This window comes from Acidobacteriota bacterium (genome assembly GCA_039030395.1).
GTDB lineage: Bacteria > Acidobacteriota > Thermoanaerobaculia > Multivoradales > JBCCEF01 > JBCCEF01.
On the sequence record JBCCEF010000002.1, the window covers coordinates 161,199 to 178,890 of the forward strand.

A 17,692-nucleotide genomic window follows, 5' to 3' on the forward strand; every position below is an offset into this window, starting at 1 on the left:
CTAGGGAGAGAAGAGACTTCGAGACTGTTGGACGATCGCTGCCCCGAGTTCTCGATAGGCCCGAAACTGGAGGTCGGAGTAGTCCTGGTCGAGGGTGGAGTACTGCGGGAAAGGGCACTTGCGGCCGATGGTCGCCTTGCGGCAAGTCGGGTGTTCACTGGCCGCGTAGACCCGTTGCACCGTCGAGCTGTAGGTTGCGAGGCGATCCGCGTCGAGGGAGAGCTTGATATAGACCACTTCCAGTTCTAGCGGAGCGCGGTCCGGAAAGGGGAAGGCCGCGATGGAGCCGGTCATCACCGGGTGTTCGAGCTGGTCGGCAAGGAAGGCGGTGTCTTCCGGGAGCTCTCGACCACACTGGCGAGCCGTGCGGATGCACTCCTCGCCCGCGGGGCACGGCACGGTGTTGGCCGCGAAGAGATGGTCGATTTCGGGCACCGAAAGGGTGACGCCCATTTCCTCTCGCAGGGCCCTCCGCAGACGTTGGTAGGCGGTGAAGGCCAGACAGGGGTCGTGGGCGGAGTCGATCACCACAATGCGCCGACAGAGCCGGCGGACGAGCGGAAACACGCCAAGATTGTCGGCGAAGCCGCCGTCCGATAGGTAGACCCGCTGCCGACGGGGCTCGATTTCGGAACCGGCGTTGCGCGGCTCGAGATCCGGAGCGGACTCGAAGCCGTGGATGAAGGCGCCCAGGCCCACACCGGTCCAGGCGATGTACTGGCAGAGTTTGCCGTAGGGATCGTCCAGGGCGGCACCGGAGATGCCGACGATGTGGCCGAGATCGAGCAGGCGGGGGTCCGCCGCGGTGTAGCCCAAGCCGTCGGAACCGTGTCGCAGGGGAGTGAACTCGAAGGCCGAATCGGCAAGGGGTCGTGGATTCTCGTCGCGGTCCGTCGATCCTTCGCAGCGGGCGTTGGGGGCCGTCCTCCCGGTGGCGTTGAACACCGGGAAGGGTAGCGCTGTTCCACCCAGCAGATCGCGAAGTTCTTGCGGCGCCACCCTGCGCCCGTCGTGGAACATTCGGCGGATGTCCGAGGCGTAGCCGGAGTGCGAGCCGCAGAATCGAGGCACCGTGTTTTGCGCTGGGATCGCCGCGACGGCGCACAGGGGCCGGCCGACCAGGCCGGCGGCGGCATTGGCTAGGCCATCGACCGTATCGACGAAATAGCCGGCACGAGCTGCCAGGCCGGCGAGGTAGGGGCTCGACTCGGCGAACAGATGAGGCAAGGGGTCTGCCCGCCGAGCAGCGTCGAATTGGAGCGCTTGGGAGTAGATCCAGGAGGTGGCGTAGGAGCCCCCGGAGACGGAGGAGAGAATATCCGTGGTGGCGAGGTGTCCCTGGTGTTCGAGGCCCTGCAAGACCCCGAGAGCGAAGGCCGCCGACCGTATTCCTCCGCCCGAGATGGCGATGCAGCTTTGGGGCGCTTCCGCAGGCCAATGCGGGGACGATTCTCCGCTGTAGTAGGGGCGTTCGCTCCGCCCGAAATACCCCAGTCGGGCGCGATTCCAGTGGCCCTTGACCGCTTCGGTGATTCCTTCGCCGGCGAAACCGGCACCGACTACGTGCGGCGGCAGGCGCGCTTTCTGCGCCAGGGAACGCAGGTGCTCGTTGTGGGTCTCTCCCAAGTCCTCCTGATGCACCGGAGCCGCTTGCGGCGCGAGGAGCGTGACCGGTGCCGCGCAGCCGAAGGCCCACAGCGAACCGGCGAGGGCGGCGAGGGGAAGAAAGCGGCTTCGCCGTAGCCGCCGAGTTGCTGGCGTGCGGGGCGTTCCGGCCCGCGGACGGCGGTTCAGGAGCAACTCTCTTGGTGTCCGGCCAGGCAGGCGTCGGCGTGCAGCGCTTCGGCGTTCCGGTTGGCACCTCGTGCCGCCATCCACTCGGCGAGCTGGGCGCAAGCCTCGCCGTCGCCGGCGTTGCAGGTGTGGAGCGAGAGGGCCAATGTGGCGTCCAACTCTCGTCCTGCCTCTAGGTTCGCGGCGCGATAGGCGGCGAGTCGGGAGCAGGCGAACAAGAGACCGGCGTGGCAGACCTTGAATGCCCATTCGATGGCGCGCTCAGGCTGCGCCTCGATGTCCCCCAGTCCTTCCCAGAGGTACCTGGAGAGGTTGGAGCAGGCGAACGGATCTCCCTGCTGACAGGCGTCCTCGAAGAGCCTTCGAATGGTGTCCAGATCGATGCTCGAGTCACCCTTGTCGTAGAGCGATTCGAGGGCTTTTGCCCAATCGTTGCAGGCGGGCAACTCGTTTTCGTCCCGGCAAAGGGCCTTCAAGTCGGCGAATCCCTGCTCTTGCTGATTCTCCACCCCTTCTCCGAGGGCGCGCATCTGAGCGGCGCCGACGCAGGCCAGGGGAAGGCTGTGCGAGACACCTTCTTCCCGGCAGATCGAGTCTTGGAGGTCCAGGGCCCGAGCAGAATCCCGAGTCACGCCTTTTCCCTGCCGGAAAGCCACGGCGAGGCTGAAGCAACCTGCCGGCAACTCTTGGTCGCATGCCCGCACGTAGTGCGAGAAGGCGGCTTGTAGATCCCGGGGCACGAACTTGCCGTTGGTCAGGAGATTGCCGAGATCGTTGCAGGCGAACATCGATCCTCTCTCACAGCGCTCGGTCTTCTTCTGCAGCTCGCTTCCATCCGAGCTAAATTGGGCGCTCTGCCACTGGTCGCGGGGTGGAAAGGTCCGCAGAGCGAGCGCCACGGAGGCGACGGCGGCGAGGGCAGGGTCGATCCCCTCGCCTTCGCCGCAGGTACGAGCGTGCAGGTCGGCGAAGGCGACGAGCAGCGGATCACGCTCCAGGGCCGTTTGAATCTCGGCTCTCAGTTCGCAGGTGCTGATCTCTTCTCTCGTACCCATTCTCACGCCCAACGGCGTTTCGAACAGTCGTTGTTTGAGGGCGGTGAAGGTGTGGTCGCAACCGGTCCAGGACTTTGCCGGATGCAGATTCAGGGCGACCCCTCGCGCCGCTCCTTCTCTCGCGGCGACCTGCGTCCGGAGGTCTCTTCGGGTGGAACGGCTACCGAAGAGCCGCTCGAAGCCGTCGTCGAAGGAGCAGTGGTCCGTTGCCGCAGCCGCGTCGTTGGAAGCGGGCGATTGCAAGAAGGCGATGGACTGTTGAGGAATGGAACTGAGATCGAAGCCGAAGGCCAGACGCAAACGGGCCAAACTCAGGGCGGTCGAGTCGCTCACTTGGGCACTCGCGCGCTTCGATAGGGCGAGGAAGTCATATTCCCGCACCGCCGTCAGGCTCTTCGACGCGACGACGACGCGATCGAGACTCGCAATCGATGCGGCCGACGTTTCCGCGGACACGCGACCGCTGGCGTCGGCTACAGAACCAGTGATCTCGTCACTGCTTCGGATGACCGAAGGCTTCGAAACTGTGATTCTTGGGGTCGACGAAATTTGGGCCGCAGCCGGTAGGGCCACGAGCACGACGAGACCGACAACGAGGCAGACGATTCTTCGCATGCCCCGCAGTCTACCCGGACCTTACCCCGCTGCCTGGGCCGCTCCGTGGCACTTCTTGTACTTCTTGCCGGAACCGCAAGGGCAGGGGTCGTTGCGGCCGACCTTTTCGCCTTTGCGCACGATGGTGCGGGGTCCGGTGTCCGGAGAGGCCTGTTTGGGCGGGGCGGACATCTGGAACTGCGGCGGCGCCGCCTGGCGCTTGCGCCGTTGTTCCGCCATCTGCTCTTCGCTCACCGGCTCCACCCGGAAGACGGTCTTGATGATGGTGTCTTCAATCCGCTCCTTCATCTCCTGGAACAGCTCGAAGCTCTCGCGCTTGTACTCGTTCAGGGGATCCCGCTGGCCGTAGCCGCGCAGGTTGATGCCCTCCTTCAGGTGGTCGAGGGCGAGCAGGTGATCCTTCCAGGACTGGTCGACCACGCGCAGCATGACGTCTCGCTGGAACATGGCGGCGAGGCCTTCGCGCATGCCTTCGAGGCGTTCCTCTTTCTCCGTGTACTTGCGCTCGACGGCGGTCCACAGGGCGTCGCGGATCTCCTCCGCCTCCATCTGCTCGAAGTCGAGGTCGAGATCCTCGTGGACGTTGATGTCGAAGTAGGCGAGCACCTCCGTCGCCAGTTCCGAAAGCTGCCAGTCGAGCGGGTCGCTGCGGTCCGGGCAGTATTGCTCGACCATGTAGCCGAGGGCGTCGGAACTCATCTCCAGCAGGTAGGCCCGCCCTTCTTCGCCGGAGAGGATGTCGCGCCGCAGGCGGTAGACCTCCTCGCGCTGCTTGTTCATCACGTCGTCGTATTCGAGCAGGTGCTTTCGAATCTCGAAATTGCGGCCTTCCACCTGCTTCTGCGCCCGCTCGATGGCCTTGGAGACCATGTTGGCCTCGATCGGTTCGCCCTCTTCCATGCCGAGCTTGCCGAGCAGCATCTGCACCCGGTCGCCGGCGAAGATGCGCATCAGGTCGTCTTCGAGGGAGAGGTAGAAACGCGAGGAACCGGCGTCCCCCTGACGACCGGAGCGGCCGCGGAGCTGATTGTCGATGCGCCGCGACTCGTGTCGTTCGGTGCCGAGGATGTGCAGGCCGCCGGCGGCGAGCACCTCTTCGCGCTCTGCCTTGCAGGAGGTCTTGTACTTCTCGAAGGCCTCCTGGTAGGCCTCCGGATCCTTGTCCGAATCGGCTTCCGCCCGGGCGAGGCCCTCGGGGTTGCCGCCGAGGACGATGTCCGTGCCGCGGCCGGCCATGTTGGTGGCGATGGTCAAGGCGCCCTTGCGGCCGGCCTGGGCGACGATCGATGCTTCGCGCTCGTGGAATTTGGCATTCAACACCACGTGCGGTACCCGCTTGGCCTTGAGGCGCTTCGACAGCAGTTCGCTGTTCTCGATGGAGACGGTGCCGACCAGCGTCGGCTGGCCCTTGGCGTGGACCTCCTGCAACTCTGCCACCACAGCGTCCCACTTTTCCCGCGCTGAGCGATAGATCAGGTCGCCGCGGTCGTCCCGGATCATCGGCTTGTTGGTCGGGATGACGGTCACTTCCAGCTCGTAAATCTGGCCGAACTCGGTGGCCTCGGTGTCCGCCGTGCCGGTCATTCCGGAGAGCTTCTCGTACATGCGGAAGTAGTTCTGGAAGGTGATGGTGGCGAGGGTCTGGTTCTCGCGCTTGATCTTGACCCCTTCCTTCGCCTCCACCGCCTGGTGCAGACCGTCGGACCAGCGGCGCCCGGCCATCATGCGGCCGGTGAACTCGTCCACGATCACCACCTCGCCGTCCTTCAGCAGGTAGGCGACGTCCTTTTTGTACAGATGATGGGCGCGCAGACCCTGGTTGACGCCGTGGATCACCTCCATGTTCGCCGGGTCGTAGAGGTTTTCCAGATTGAGGAGCTTCTCGACTTTGGCGACGCCGTCGTCCGTCAGGGCGACGGAATGGGCCTTTTCGTCCACCAGGAAGTCGCCGGTGGTGCTCTTCGAGCCGTCCTCTTCCTCGATCTCCTCGCCGCGCACCAGCTTCGGGATGATGGCGTCGATGCGGTAGTACTTGTCGACGGACTCTTCCGACGGACCGGAGATGATCAGCGGGGTGCGCGCCTCGTCGATCAGGATCGAGTCCACCTCGTCGACGATGGCGAAGTGGTGCTTGCGCTGCACCATCGCCTGGAGGTCGAACTTCATGTTGTCGCGCAAGTAGTCGAAGCCGAACTCGTTGTTGGTGCCGTAGGTCACGTCGCTACCGTAGGCTTCCTGGCGCTCCGGATCCGTCAGGTCGTTCTGGATCACGCCGACGGTGAGGCCGAGGAATCGGTAGATCTGGCCCATCCACTCGGAGTCCCGGCGGGCGAGGTAGTCGTTGACGGTGACCACGTGGACGCCCTCGCCGGCGAGGCCATTGAGGTACACCGGCAGGGTGGCCATCAAGGTCTTGCCCTCGCCGGTCTTCATCTCCGCGATACGGCCGCGGTGGAGCACGATGCCGCCCAGGAGCTGGACGTCGTAGGGCCGCATGCCGACGGTGCGCACCGCCGCCTCGCGGGCTACCGCAAAGGCCTCCGGCAGCAAGTCGTCGAGGGTCTCGCGGCCGGCCAGGCGCGCGCGGAATTCAGCCGTCTTGGCGCGCAATTCTTCGTCCGACAGCCGCTCGATGGACGGCTCGAGATCGTTGATGCTCTGGACAATCGGCAGCATCTTCTTGATGTCGCGAGCGTGCTGGCTGCCGAAGACTTTGGTCAGAAGGGTATTGATCATCGGACTCTCGAGTCGGTCATGCGATTTGAGTGGGGACTTCCCGCGGTTGTGGACCGGGTAGGGGCTACTTCGAATGGAACCTTCACTCTAGCAAAAAGATTCCAGCCGGCAGGCGCCGAATGGGCGGCTCGACGGACCTCCGAATGGGAGATTCGGAAGGGAAGGCAGCTACGCCTACACGCCGTCGAGGATGTAGGGCACCGGGTCGACGGCCTTGCCGTCGACGTGGACTTCGTAATGCAGGTGATAACCCGTCGCGCGGCCGGTGTTTCCGACGTATCCGATCACGTCCCCCCGCTTGACTTCTTGCCCCGGCGAAACCTCGAGGTCCGAGAGATGGCCGTAGCGGGTGGTCATGCCGAAACCGTGAGCGACGTAGATCGCCTTGCCGAGGGCGCCGATCCGGCCCGCCCGGGCGACCACGCCGTCGGCGGCGGCTCGCACCGGTAGACCTGGGGCAGCGGAGATGTCGATGCCGCCGTGAAAGGCCGGCGCGCCGGTGATGGGATCGCGCCGCTGGCCGAAGCGGCTGGTCAGGATGCCGTTGGTGGGGGCGATGGCCGGCGTCGCCGCAATCCACCGGGTCCGTTCGTTGAGTTCGCTTTCGATCAGATCGAGCTGATCGTCGAGGCCCGACAGGCGGACCGTCAGAGGGTCTACTTCGCCGCGCGGGATGAGGTCGCCTCCGATGCCCGCCTCGCCGTTGCCGGAATCGCCGCTGCGCGGATCGAGGCCGGCCACGATAGCGAGCTGGAGAGTGCGGTCTTCGTAGCCCGAGAGTTTCTCTTCGAGATCCCGGATGCTGCCTTCGAACTGCTCATTGACGGAGCGCAACGAGTCGTTCTCGCTCCGCAGGCGAACGATTTCGCTGCGGTCGACGCTGTTCGAGAGATAGGCCCAGGTGACGAAGGCGGAACTGAGGAGTAGGAGGGCGATGGCTGAGAGGACTAGGCGGATCTGCAGTGTCGAGACTCGCCATTTCCGCAACTTGGCCCGCGCATGTGGCACAAAGATGACCGTGTGGTGTTCCCCGCTCATATCGACCTCAAGGCAATCAATCCCCGCGCCGGCAGATCGAAGGAGTCATCTGCCTCCAGGGTTGTTCAGCGAAAACTAGGTATGTCACGCACTTAGGTGCAACCGGAAAATTGTACCGGTGAGTATGGAGGTGTCAACCCCGTGGCTCTGCGCGGCGAAACGGGGATCAGCGCTTCATGGTTTTACGGCATGGAAAGGGGTCGATTGGTCGTGAGTAGGGCGTAAATTCCCTTGAATCGTGGGTTCTGTATGCTCCGATGGGTGGCCTCCAAGCGTGCCTGCGCAAGAAACGAAATGTCCTGTTTCCGAGGCGGCGGGCGATCTGGAGCCGAAGGCGGGCGCCTCGATCGCCCCTCGGATGGCACCCTGAACGGGCCATGTCCGGTAGGCTCGGCGCCACCTTCGCCCTTGTCTGCGTTCCCCTCGGACGGTTGCCCTTCGTCGCGATGAAACTCCTCTGGCTCGCCACCAAGCCCCCGCTGCCGCCGGTAGACGGCGGACGGTTGCTGCAACTTCGCACCCTCGAAGAGTTGGGTCGTCGGGGCGTGGAGGTGACCCTCGTCTCACCGCCGGATTCGACCGGCGAAGGCGGTGAGATTGAAGGGGTGGAGGTGCATTGGGCTCGTCCGGCGCCCCGCCGGCCTCCCGTTTGGCGCTGGCCCTTGGCGGTCGCTCGCCACCGCCATCGAGGAATGGAAAGGCTGGTGAACAAGCTGCTGGGCAGTGTTTCCTTCGATGCGGTGCACGTGGAGCAAGTCCACGCCCTGCCGCAGGCCCGGCCGGCCCTGGAGCGCGGGCTTCCGGTGGTTCTGCGGGCGCAGAACGTCGAGAGCGACCTGTGGCGCGGCGCGGCGCGGCGCCTGCCGGGGGTGCGCGGTGCAGTGGCGCGGCTGGAAGCTGCCCGTTTCGCGCGCTGGGAAGGGCGAGCGATCGCCCGCGCGACCCGCGTTGCGGCGCTCACCGAAACCGATGCGGCGAGGCTGCGAGAGCTGGCCGCCGACCATCCGACGGGCGAAACATCGGTCACCGTGGTGCCGGCGCCCTTTCCGGGCCTTCTGCCGGCGGGCGAGGCGTTATCCGGGAGTCCTTCCGTCGTGCTGGTGGGAAGCTCCGGCTGGCTACCGAACCGCGATTCGACGGATTGGTTTCTGGAAGAGATCTGGCCGGCGGTGGCGGCGGCCCAACCGGCGGCGCGGTTGCACCTGTTCGGTGAAAAGCGCGAGGTTCCTTCGCCGTCCGTCACCCACCACGGCCCTTTGGCAGACAGCCGCGCGGCCTTCGCCGCCGACTCGGTGCTGGTGGTGCCGCTGCGCATCGCTTCCGGGGTGCGGATGAAGATCCTCGAAGCGTGGGCTCGGGGCGTTCCGGTGGTCGCGACCGCCGTCGCCGCCGGTGGTCTCGGTCTGCCGCTCGGCGAGGGGGTGCTGCGGGCGGAAGACGGCCCGTCCTTTGCGGCGGCTCTGGGGCGGCTCCAGGAGCCTTCCGAAAGGAATCGCTTGGTGGAGGAGGGGCGGCGGCACCTCGCTGCCCGGCACGATCCCGGCCGGGTAGCCGAGCGCCTGCTGGAGCTTTATTCCGGCAAGGTCTCGGCGTCCGCCGGACCGGAGCCGGGGTCCGAGGCCGCTTCCTCGTAGGCTTCGAGAATCTCGTCCGGCGGGCCGTCGGCGTGAACCTGCCCGCTCTCCAGCCACAGGCAGCGATTGCAGCTCTTGCGGATGCTCTCCGGGTTGTGGGAGACCAGGAACAAGGTGGTCTGGCGGTCGCCCAGTTCCTTGATGCGTTCCTCGCAGCGATCGACAAAGCGCGCGTCGCCCACCGCCAACACCTCGTCGAGAATCAACACGTCCGGCCGCCAGGCGGTGGCGATGGAGAAGCCGAGGCGCGCCATCATGCCGGAGGAGTAATTGCGGATCGGCGAGCGGATGAAGTCCCCGAGGCCGCTGAACTCGACAATGGCGTCCACTCGCTCCTCGATTTCCTTGCGGCTGCGGCCGAGCAGCAAGGCGTTCAGGAAGATGTTCTCGAGGCCGGTCAGTTCGTGGTCGAAGCCGGTACCGAGTTCGAGGATGGGAGCGACTTTGCCCCGCACGTCGATCTTGCCTCGGGTTGCCTTGAGTACCCCGGAAATGACCTTGAGCAGGGTGGACTTTCCGGCTCCGTTGCGCCCGACGATGCCCACTCGCTCTCCGGGCTGGACCTCGAAGGAGACCTCCGCAAGGGCCCACAGCTTCTCGTAAACGAGGGCGCCCTTCATCCAGTGGATTGCGTATTCCTTGATCGAAGGAATGCGCTGCTTCGCCAAGCGGTAGCAGAGCGAAATCTCATCCAGGCGCACCGAAGGGCCGGTTCGGTCGCATTGTCTCACCGCGCCCCCCGGAACGACTTTGCCCGATTAGACATAAAAGGCGATGCGATCGGACGAACGGCGGAAGGCCAGGATCCCCACCACCAGAGCGAAGACGGTGATCGCCAAGGTCACCCCGAGGTGGCTCATCGGCGGGATCTTGCCCAGGTAGATCGGGTCCCGGAAGACCTCGAGCACCGAGCGGATGGGGTTGAAGCGGACCACCCACACCCATTGTTCGGGGACGATCGACATGGGGTAGAAGATCGGCGTCAAGTACATGGAGAGGGTGAGGAAAACATTGACCAACTCCACCACGTCGCTGAAAAAGGCCGCCAGCGGTGACAGCAAAAGTCCGGCGCCCAGGGTGAAGAGGCCCGCCAGCAACACCGCCACCGGCATGAACAGCAGCGACGGACGAAGAGGGTGCCCGGTGGCGATCAACAGGAGAAGCAAAGGCGGCAACGCCAGGATCAAATTGACCACCCCGGAGAGAATCGATGCCACCGGGAAGACCGCCTTGGGCACCGGCAGCTTGGTCAGCAGCGTGGCGTTGGTGCGCAGGCTGTTCATGGCGGTGACAATGCTCTGCGAGAAGAAATTCCAGAACAGAATGCCGGCCAGGGCGTAGACCGGGTAGTTGCTGATCTTGAATCGAAAGATGGCGCTGAACACGAGCTGCATCACGATCATCATCAACAGCGGCTGCAGCATCGTCCACAGGAAGCCGATCACCGAGCGGCGGTAGCGTACCTTGAGGTCGCGCAGCACCAGGTAGCCGACGAGATCGCGATAGCGGAAGAGTTCTTTCATGGCGGGGATACCGGAGGGTCAGTTCTACACCGGACGCTCGTCCCAGGGCAAGGCCTCATTAGGCGAGGGACGACAGTTTGGTCAAGGCTTGGCGCAGGGCGATCGTCTCGGCCTGAAAGGTCGTGTGCCGTTCGTCGGCGACGAAGGGGCGGGCCAGGGTCCGAAAGGCGAGGCGGAGGCGGCCGCCCCAGGTCAGAGCCCAACGTGCCCGGCGTGCTTTCTTCTGCCCTTTTCGCTTGGCTGTCCAGGCGACGAGGTCGCTCCACAGACGCTCGGCGTCCTGGCCCGCGCCGATGTTGCGCTCGCCCTGGAACATTCGGCTGGCACCGGGAGCGATCGTCGCGCCGTGGTGGTGCATCACCCGAAAGGTCGGAATCAGGCCGACTTTCCAGCCCGCCTCGCGGGCGGCGGTGCAGAGGTCGAGATCCTGGCAATAGAAGAGCACGCTCTCGTCGAAGGGGCCGCAGTCGCTCCACACCTGCCGGCGAACGGCGAGGGCGGCTCCGGTGACCCAGTCCACCGGCACCGGACCGGAGCCGCCCCCTCGGGTGGGTACTCCGCCAAAGAACCGGCGCAGAACGTCGTAGCCGGGTAAACGGCGCAGATGCGCCGGCAAACCGCTCGCTAGGCTGAACAGCCAGAGCGCACTCGGTTCCGGTCCCGCGCTCCACTGAGGACGGCCGTCCGGAAAGCGGAGGGCGGCTCCGGCGATGCCGAGGCCGGCGTCTCCTTCGAACGCCGAGATGAGGGCGAGCAGGGCGTCCGTTTCGACCTCCGTGTCACTGTTGAGAAACAGGATCACCTCACCGCCGGCCGCCGCGGCGCCTCGATTGGCGGCGGCGGAGAAACCCGTGGCGCGGTCGTGGCGCAGAACCCGCGCTTCCGGGAAGCGTCCGGCGACCGCCTCGGCGGTGCCGTCCGCGCTGCCATCGTCCACCACCAGCACTTCGTTTTGCAGGGAACTGCCCCCCGTCAGGGATTGCAGGCAGGCGAGGGCCAGCTCCCGGGTGTTGTGGGTGGGTACGACGATGGAAAGGCGAAGGGGCGCCATGGAGCGGGATCATAGCGTCCATCGGTTATGCTGCGGCCGCCGCGGCGACTTCTTGGCTCCTCTTCCGCCGGGCAGCCCCTTTTCGATCACGGACCGACTCAGCGAGACCACCCTCCCATGGCGGACCAGCTCACCGGCAAATTGTCGCCCTTTCTGCGGCGCCGCCGACTGGCTGCCGTCCGGCCCTACTTCGGCCCCGGCCGCAATCTCGACTACGGCTGCGGGGTGGGGGAACTGGCGACTTTCTTGCCGCCGGAGGGCTATCTGGGGGTCGACATCGATGCCGAGTCCGTGGTCATCGCCGGCGGGCGGTACCCGAGCCATCGTTTCGCCACCATCGAAGAGCTGGAAGACTCTGACGAGGGCGGATTCGAACGGGTCTTCGCCCTCGCCTTGATCGAACACCTGCCGAATCCTGCCGGCTGGCTGAAAGATCTGCGGCGGCGGGTCGTCGTCGGCGCCAAGCTGATCGTCACCACTCCGGAACCGCGGCTGCAGTGGGCGCACGACCTCGGCGGCCGGCTGGGGATTTTTAGCCGGCAGGGCGCCGAAGAGCACCAAAGCCTGATGAACCGCCGCCGCCTGGTGGCGCTCTCGCAGGGTACCGGCTGGGCTCTGGTTCGCTTCCGGCGGTTCCTGTGTGGGGCGAATCAACTGTTCGAACTGCGTGCCTTGTCGTCCGAGGATCGCGAGGCCGGCTGACGTGCGCTGGCGATCCCCCTGGCTACGGGCCCTCGGCGCTCTGCTGACCGTCGCCGGTCTGGCGTGGGTGATGTGGGTGCTGGTTCGCGAGGGCGCGGCCATGGCCCGCCTGCTCGAGAGCCCCCGCCTGTTCATCACCTTGGCCCTCGCCGCGGTCTTCTACGCCGTCGCGACGCTGCTCGCCGCCAGCGCTTGGTGGTGGTTGTTGGCGATCTACGGTGAGCGTCCGGCTTGGCGCGTCGGCTACTCCCTGTGGGCGCGCACGCAGATCGCCAAGTACCTGCCGGGCAACGTATTCCACTATGTCGGCCGTCAGGCCCTCGGGCGGCGCCTCGGCCTTCGCCACGCGACCCTCGCCGCCGCCGCTTTCCTGGAACTGATGACCATGCTGGTGGCGGCGGCGCTCCTTGGTGCCGCCGCTCTGGCCTCGTCTTCGACGGCGCAGGGGACCTGGGGTGCACTCCTCTTGGCGGCTGGCCTCGGAGCCTTCGGTCTCGTCGCCTTTCGGGTGGGGGACTCGGTGGTGCAGAAACTCTCCGGGCCCAAGAATGGAACGCAGGATGTCGCCGAGCAGGGTGAACTGCGAGAGATTTCCCGCCGGCACTGGGTCACCTTGTTGGTACCGCCGATGGGACTGCACGCCGTCTTCCTCGCCGCCACCAGTGGGCTGGTGTGGCTGTTGTCCTGGGCTCTGCGGCCGGAGGCGGTGGCCTCCTTCTCGGTTTGGCAGGTGATGGGACTCTATGCCCTCGCCTGGGCGGCCGGAACGGTCAGCCTGGGGGCGCCCGCCGGCCTGGGCGTGAGGGAGGCGGTCCTGACCCTCCAGCTCAGCCCGCTCCTCGGCCCGGGACCGGCGGCGGCGGTTGCCCTAGCTCTGCGATTCGTCACCCTGTTGGGTGACCTATTCACCGCCCTGGCGGGCCATCTGTTCAGCCCTCGCCGCGCCGCCGCGCCGGGTCCCCTGCATCCGTAGACTGGCCTCGCTCCAGTCGCTCCAGGCGCAACAGCGCGTCCTGGGCCAGCCGGCGATTGGCCTGCAGGCCGTCGCCGATCAGGCCGAGGGCGGCGATCAGGCATCCGATGGTCAGCAGAAAGCCGCCGAGGGTGACCGAGTGGATGTAGCGCCCGATGCCCCCCTGGCCGGTCAAGTACAGCACCGCAAAGCGCAGTTCCAGGACGAATCCGCCGAGGAAAAAGGGCAGCGCCAGGCAGCCGAAGGTACGGATCGGAGCATAGTAGGCGAGGGCGCGGCCGATGGTCAGGAGCTGCCGGAAGACATAGTGCAGATTGCCCTTGTGAAGGCGCGACGGCCGGTCCGTGCGGCGGGTGGTCACCGGAATGAAGGCGAGCGCCAATCCCTGGTGGCCGGCCTGGATCAAGGTCTCCTGAGAGTAGGAGAACTCGGTGAACACCTTGAGCCGTAGGGCCGCCTCCCGGGTGAAGGCCCGGAAGCCGGAGGCGGCGTCGGGAATCGGAGTGCCGGCGAAGCGGCTGACGACATGGCTTCCGAGGCGCTGCAGCCAGCGTTTGACGGGCGAGAAGTGGGCGACCTTGCCCGGTCCGCGATCACCCAGCACCACGTCCGCTTCGCCGCGCAGCAGCGGGGCGACCAGATCGCCGATGCGATCCCCCGGATACTGGCCGTCGCCGTCGGTGTTCACCAGGTAGTCGGCGCCCAGGTCCAGGGCCGTTTGCAGTCCGGTCTGGAAGGCGCGCGCCACGCCCAGATTGCGCCGGTGGCGCACCACATGATCAGCGCCGTGTCGACGCGCCAGCTCAGCGGTTTCATCCGTCGAGCCGTCGTCGACCACCACCACCACGACTTCGTCGAGACCGGGGATCTGCCGCGGAATCTCCTCGAGGGTGGCAGGAAGGGTTTCCGCCTCGTTCAGGCAGGAGATGAAGACGACGAGTCGGGACACGGCAGAAATCTTCTTGTCGACGAGAACCGGCGGGGTAGGATGGATTTCCATCTCTCGGGGAGAGCCTGATGACGATTTCTTCAGAAGACTATCGCACCGCCATGCGTCACTTTCCTTCCGGCGTGACCATCGTCACCCTCAAGGCCGGAGACGAGATTCACGGCTTGACCGTGTCGGCCTTCGCTTCCGTTTCACCGGAGCCGCCGCTGATCACGGTGATCATCGACAAGCGGCACCACGCTTCGTCGTTTCTGGACCAGCCGGACACCACCTTCGCGGTCAACATCCTGGCGGAGGAGCAGGTCGAACTATCCAACCGCTTCGCCTGGTTGAAGGACGAAGACCGCTTCGCCGAGGGGAAATGGACCACTTCGGAAACCGGCGCGCCGGTTCTCGCCGAAGCCCTTGCTTGGCTCGACTGCCGAATCCACGCCCGCCACGATGCGGGCACCCACACCATCGTTGTCGGCCGGGTGGTGGCGACCGCCGCGCCGCGCACTGACGATGCCCCCTTGGTGTACTGGAATCGCGGCTACCGGCGTCTGTCGACCATCTGAGCCAACTCTCCCCGGCGGCGGCTGCCGGGCGCCGCGAGCAGCCCCACCAGAACCAGGGTCGCCAGGTACTCGACGGGCAGATAGTAGCGCTCGACGAAGACGAAACCCACCGCCAGGTTGACCACCAGGAGGTAGGACACACCGACGGTGGCGACGGCGAGCACAGCGAGGCGCCGACGCGGTCGCAGCACCGCCCAGCCGAATCCGGCGAGCAGCAGGCTGGAGAAGAACCAGCGCGAGTAGCGCCACGGCCGGTAGAGGACTCCGGTCAGGCCCGGCGTGCGGTCCAGGGTTTCGATGTCCAGGCCGATGAGCTGCATGAAGAACTTGTCGACGCTGTCGTCGACGGTGAGAGCGGAGCTGTAGTCGTTGTTGCCCTGGGTCGGGAGGAAGAACCGCTTCAAGGCGGTCAGAAACTGACCGGTGAAAGAGAGCGGGTGGCGGAGCGCCACCCGGACGGCGGCGCGTTCGAGGGTCTGATTGGTCTTCACCATGCTGCCGTCGTGGAACTCTTTGCGCAGGCGGTGGGCGGTGGAGTCGAAGTCCCAGATCTGGTAGCTGCCGTTGCGCTGCAGGGACTCCCTGTCCGACAGCAGGATTTCGCCGCCGGGGATGCCGTCGAGGTCTCCCGGTTCCGCGAAGCGCCCGACGGAGGCCCAGAGGGTCCAGCCGGCGAAACCGCTGGTGCCGGCGGCGAGATCCACCTCGCCGAGGGTGGTGCGCGAAAAGACTCCGCTGTAGGCCACGGTGGAGAGGAAACCCACCGCCAGTGCCGCTATCAGTCCGATCAACGCTCGGCGCCGGAGATCCCGCCGCTCGAAGGGGTCCGCGGTCGGCGACTCGGTGGGGCGGTAGAACGCGAACAGGGCCATGGCGAGAAAAACCAAGGGCAGAAGCGACCAGCTCGCCCGCAGCACCAACGGCAGCACCGCCGCCAAGCCGAGGAGCGCGCCCCGCAGCAGGCCGGGGCGTTGGAGGTAGGCGAGAAGGAGGGCGACGCACAGGCCGAGGACCGCCAGCGCGAGGGCGTCCGACAACAGGTAGCGTTCGAGGAGCAGATTGCCCGGCGAGAGGGTGACCAGGGCGGCTCCCAGGGCCGCCGCCCACAACGGCGCCCGCAGGTAGCGCCGGGAAATGGCGAAGGTGCCCGTCGCCAGGGCGGCACCGATCAGCGTCTGGGCCAGCGAAACGGCGCCGATGCGGACTTCGCCCAGCAGTTCCGTGAGCACGCGCAGGAAGATGCCGTAGCCGATCGGTCGCGGCCAGGATGGTTGCAGACTGAAGGAATCCTTCAGGTACAGCCCGGAGTCCGAGTGCAGAGCCAGCACCGGATCCAGCCACCAGAAGACGAGCTTGGTCACCAGGGCGGCGCCGAAAACCGCCGAGAGTTGGGGCAGGCTGTTGCGAAGAGAAGGCATCTGAAGAGAAGGCATATGAATGGACTTGGGCGACCGGAACCGACAGAGTTTCGCCGGCCCGTGGGGTCGGGGTCAAGGGCCTCGGGTTTGTTGGCGGTGTTGATCCTTCGGCGGACCCGCGATGTCGAAACGGATATGATGGCGCGTTCGCTGATCTTCCCGGTCACCGACTTTTCCACCATGCCCGCCCGGTCTGAACGTTCCGTTTCGCGCGGCCTGAGTGCGTGGTCGCTTTTCTTCTCGATCCTCCTGGGGCTGAGCCTCGCCGGTTGCCAGCGGGTCGATTCCGCCTCGGATCGATCCGCCGAGTCCCCGCCGGATGGGCTCGCTGCGCCCCGCTCGGTGTTGATTCTTGACATTGACACTCTGCGGGCTGATCGCCTCGGTTGCTACGGCAACGAGCGCGCAACCAGCCCGCGCATCGACGCCCTGGCGGAGCGCGGGGTGCGCTTCGAGTGGGCCTTCAGCCAGGCGCCGTTGACGCCCCCGTCCCAGGCCTCGATCCTCACCGGAATGTACCCGAGTTCCCACGGCGTGGTGGGGCGCGGCGCCCGCCTGGCGAGAGAGCATCTGACCCTGGCGGAGATCTTTCGGCGTCAGGGATTCCAGACCGCCGGCTTCGTGGACGGTGGCTACATGAATCGGGGCTTTGGCATGGGCCAGGGCTTCCGCCTCTACGCCGATCGCCGAGCGGGCCTCGAAGGGATCGGCCCGCAGGTGCTCGATTGGCTCGACGACCATGGTGGCGAGCCGTTCTTGTTGTTGGTCCACACCTACGACGTCCACACTCCCTACGACCCGCCGGAGCCCTACCGCTCGCTGTTCCTCGATGAGATCGCGGCGTCGACGGAAGGCTTCGAACCGACCTCCGCGGCGATGGAGACGGTGCGGCGAGCGGTGTGGTGGGACGCCGAGGCGCGCCTGCCGGAGCGCGATATCGCCTACGCTCTCGCCCTCTACGACGCGGGCATTCGCTATGTCGACGATTGGGTCGGCCGGATCGTCGATCGCCTGGCCGCCCTCGACCTTCTCGAATCGACGCTGATCGTGGTGATCTCCGATCACGGCGAGGAATTCCAGGAGCACGGCTCGGTGCTGCACGAGACCCTCTACAGCACCGTGACCCGGGTGCCGTTGATCCTCTCCTTCGCTCCCTGGGGACCGTCCAAGGTGGTCTCGCAGACCGTCGAGACGGTGGATCTGATGCCGACGCTCTTGGAGGTGGTCGACGCGCCGATCCCCCGGCCGGTGCAGGGCGAAAGCCTAGCGCCGCTGCTCGCCGGCCGGTCGATGCGGGAGCGCCCGGCGATCAGCGAATCCCGGCTCTTCGGCCGGCAGCGCGCCGTCGCCCTCGGGGACCTGCGGATGATCTACCACCTGCGCGATTCGACCACCGAGGTGTTCGAGTTCCGGCGCGACCCGCTGGAGCAGGCACCCCTCGAAGCGGCCGACGTGCGGGCTCTGCGGAAAGCCCTCTGGGAGTGGCGGGAGCGGGTGGAGGAGCTTCCTCCGCCGGACGCCGCTCCGAGCCCGATCCGCAAAGAAGTCGTCGACAGCCTGAAGGCCCTCGGCTATCTGCAGTGACTGCCGGTTCAGAAAAGGTGCCCAGCCCCCTGACAAACAAACTCCAGCGGTCGGCTGAAATCA

Annotated in this window: 14 protein-coding genes; 5 read left to right on the plus strand and 9 right to left on the minus strand. The window is 66.1% G+C overall.

Translation table 11 applies throughout. The features are described from left to right. The 4 genes from AAF481_03050 to AAF481_03065 form a co-directional block, all read right to left on the minus strand. Window positions 1-1,800 (minus strand): hypothetical protein, encoded by a 1,800-nt coding sequence (locus AAF481_03050; protein MEM7480129.1) that lies wholly within the window; start codon window positions 1,798-1,800, stop codon window positions 1-3. Continuing rightward, entirely contained in the window at window positions 1,791-3,182 is a 1,392-nt protein-coding gene (locus AAF481_03055; protein MEM7480130.1) for a tetratricopeptide repeat protein, read from the minus strand. The genes AAF481_03050 and AAF481_03055 overlap by 10 nt, the downstream gene beginning before the upstream one ends. A gap of 303 nt (window positions 3,183-3,485) precedes the next feature. Then, a complete protein-coding gene (gene secA / locus AAF481_03060) occupies window positions 3,486-6,200 on the minus strand; it encodes a preprotein translocase subunit SecA (protein MEM7480131.1) in 2,715 nt (904 codons plus the stop codon). Window positions 6,201-6,374: 174 nt separating this feature from the next. After that, entirely contained in the window at window positions 6,375-7,238 is an 864-nt protein-coding gene (locus AAF481_03065) for a M23 family metallopeptidase (GenBank protein MEM7480132.1), read from the minus strand. A 377-nt stretch (window positions 7,239-7,615) separates the two neighbouring features. Between AAF481_03065 and AAF481_03070 the strand changes: the two genes are divergently transcribed. Continuing rightward, complete coding sequence (locus tag AAF481_03070; protein MEM7480133.1) at window positions 7,616-8,872, plus strand: glycosyltransferase; 1,257 nt, start codon at window positions 7,616-7,618, stop codon at window positions 8,870-8,872. On the opposite strand, the gene AAF481_03075 is transcribed toward AAF481_03070, so the two are convergent. From AAF481_03075 to AAF481_03085, 3 genes are read right to left on the minus strand one after another with little or no spacing between them, the layout of a single operon-like run. Next, window positions 8,809-9,603 carry an ABC transporter ATP-binding protein gene (locus tag AAF481_03075; GenBank protein MEM7480134.1) on the minus strand — a complete coding sequence of 265 codons (795 nt, stop codon included), beginning with the start codon at window positions 9,601-9,603 and terminating at the stop codon, window positions 8,809-8,811. The two genes, AAF481_03070 and AAF481_03075, sit on opposite strands and share 64 nt — an antisense overlap. A gap of 27 nt (window positions 9,604-9,630) precedes the next feature. Continuing rightward, the gene (locus AAF481_03080; GenBank protein MEM7480135.1) at window positions 9,631-10,395 is read right to left on the minus strand and encodes an ABC transporter permease; all 765 of its coding nucleotides are present in this window, start codon (window positions 10,393-10,395) and stop codon (window positions 9,631-9,633) included. Between the two features lie 58 nt (window positions 10,396-10,453). Continuing rightward, window positions 10,454-11,446 carry a glycosyltransferase gene (locus tag AAF481_03085; GenBank protein MEM7480136.1) on the minus strand — a complete coding sequence of 331 codons (993 nt, stop codon included), beginning with the start codon at window positions 11,444-11,446 and terminating at the stop codon, window positions 10,454-10,456. A gap of 117 nt (window positions 11,447-11,563) precedes the next feature. Between AAF481_03085 and AAF481_03090 the strand changes: the two genes are divergently transcribed. Further along, the gene (locus AAF481_03090) at window positions 11,564-12,148 is read left to right on the plus strand and encodes a class I SAM-dependent methyltransferase (protein ID MEM7480137.1); all 585 of its coding nucleotides are present in this window, start codon (window positions 11,564-11,566) and stop codon (window positions 12,146-12,148) included. A gap of 1 nt (window position 12,149) precedes the next feature. Next, window positions 12,150-13,121, plus strand: coding sequence for a lysylphosphatidylglycerol synthase domain-containing protein (locus tag AAF481_03095; protein ID MEM7480138.1), 972 nt, complete (start codon window positions 12,150-12,152; stop codon window positions 13,119-13,121). Here AAF481_03095 and AAF481_03100 read toward each other — a convergent pair. After that, window positions 13,078-14,070: a glycosyltransferase family 2 protein gene (locus tag AAF481_03100; protein ID MEM7480139.1), complete on the minus strand. Its 993-nt coding sequence runs from the start codon at window positions 14,068-14,070 to the stop codon at window positions 13,078-13,080. The genes AAF481_03095 and AAF481_03100 overlap by 44 nt on opposite strands. 68 nt (window positions 14,071-14,138) lie before the next feature. Between AAF481_03100 and AAF481_03105 the strand changes: the two genes are divergently transcribed. Beyond that, window positions 14,139-14,627, plus strand: coding sequence for a flavin reductase family protein (locus tag AAF481_03105; protein ID MEM7480140.1), 489 nt, complete (start codon window positions 14,139-14,141; stop codon window positions 14,625-14,627). Here AAF481_03105 and AAF481_03110 read toward each other — a convergent pair. Next, on the minus strand, window positions 14,603-16,045 hold the full coding sequence (locus AAF481_03110; GenBank protein ID MEM7480141.1) for a hypothetical protein: 1,443 nt from the start codon (window positions 16,043-16,045) through the stop codon (window positions 14,603-14,605). The genes AAF481_03105 and AAF481_03110 overlap by 25 nt on opposite strands. Before the next feature lie 138 nt (window positions 16,046-16,183). On the opposite strand from AAF481_03110, the gene AAF481_03115 reads away from it, so the two are divergent. After that, the gene (locus AAF481_03115; protein ID MEM7480142.1) at window positions 16,184-17,629 is read left to right on the plus strand and encodes a sulfatase; all 1,446 of its coding nucleotides are present in this window, start codon (window positions 16,184-16,186) and stop codon (window positions 17,627-17,629) included. The last annotated feature ends 63 nt before the right edge of the window (window positions 17,630-17,692 follow it).

Excerpts from the sequence above, each read along its gene's own strand:
- AAF481_03065 (MEM7480132.1), bottom strand. The coding sequence starts at position 7,238 with ATGAGCGGGGAACACCACACGGTCATCTTTGTGCCACATGCGCGGGCC.
- AAF481_03105 (MEM7480140.1), top strand. The coding sequence starts at position 14,139 with ATGACGATTTCTTCAGAAGACTATCGCACCGCCATGCGTCACTTTCCT.
- AAF481_03115 (MEM7480142.1), top strand. The coding sequence starts at position 16,184 with ATGGCGCGTTCGCTGATCTTCCCGGTCACCGACTTTTCCACCATGCCC.
- AAF481_03090 (MEM7480137.1), top strand. The coding sequence starts at position 11,564 with ATGGCGGACCAGCTCACCGGCAAATTGTCGCCCTTTCTGCGGCGCCGC.
- AAF481_03085 (MEM7480136.1), bottom strand. The coding sequence starts at position 11,446 with ATGGCGCCCCTTCGCCTTTCCATCGTCGTACCCACCCACAACACCCGG.
- AAF481_03110 (MEM7480141.1), bottom strand. The coding sequence starts at position 16,045 with ATGCCTTCTCTTCGCAACAGCCTGCCCCAACTCTCGGCGGTTTTCGGC.
- AAF481_03070 (MEM7480133.1), top strand. The coding sequence starts at position 7,616 with ATGTCCGGTAGGCTCGGCGCCACCTTCGCCCTTGTCTGCGTTCCCCTC.
- secA (MEM7480131.1), bottom strand. The coding sequence starts at position 6,200 with ATGATCAATACCCTTCTGACCAAAGTCTTCGGCAGCCAGCACGCTCGC.
- AAF481_03080 (MEM7480135.1), bottom strand. The coding sequence starts at position 10,395 with ATGAAAGAACTCTTCCGCTATCGCGATCTCGTCGGCTACCTGGTGCTG.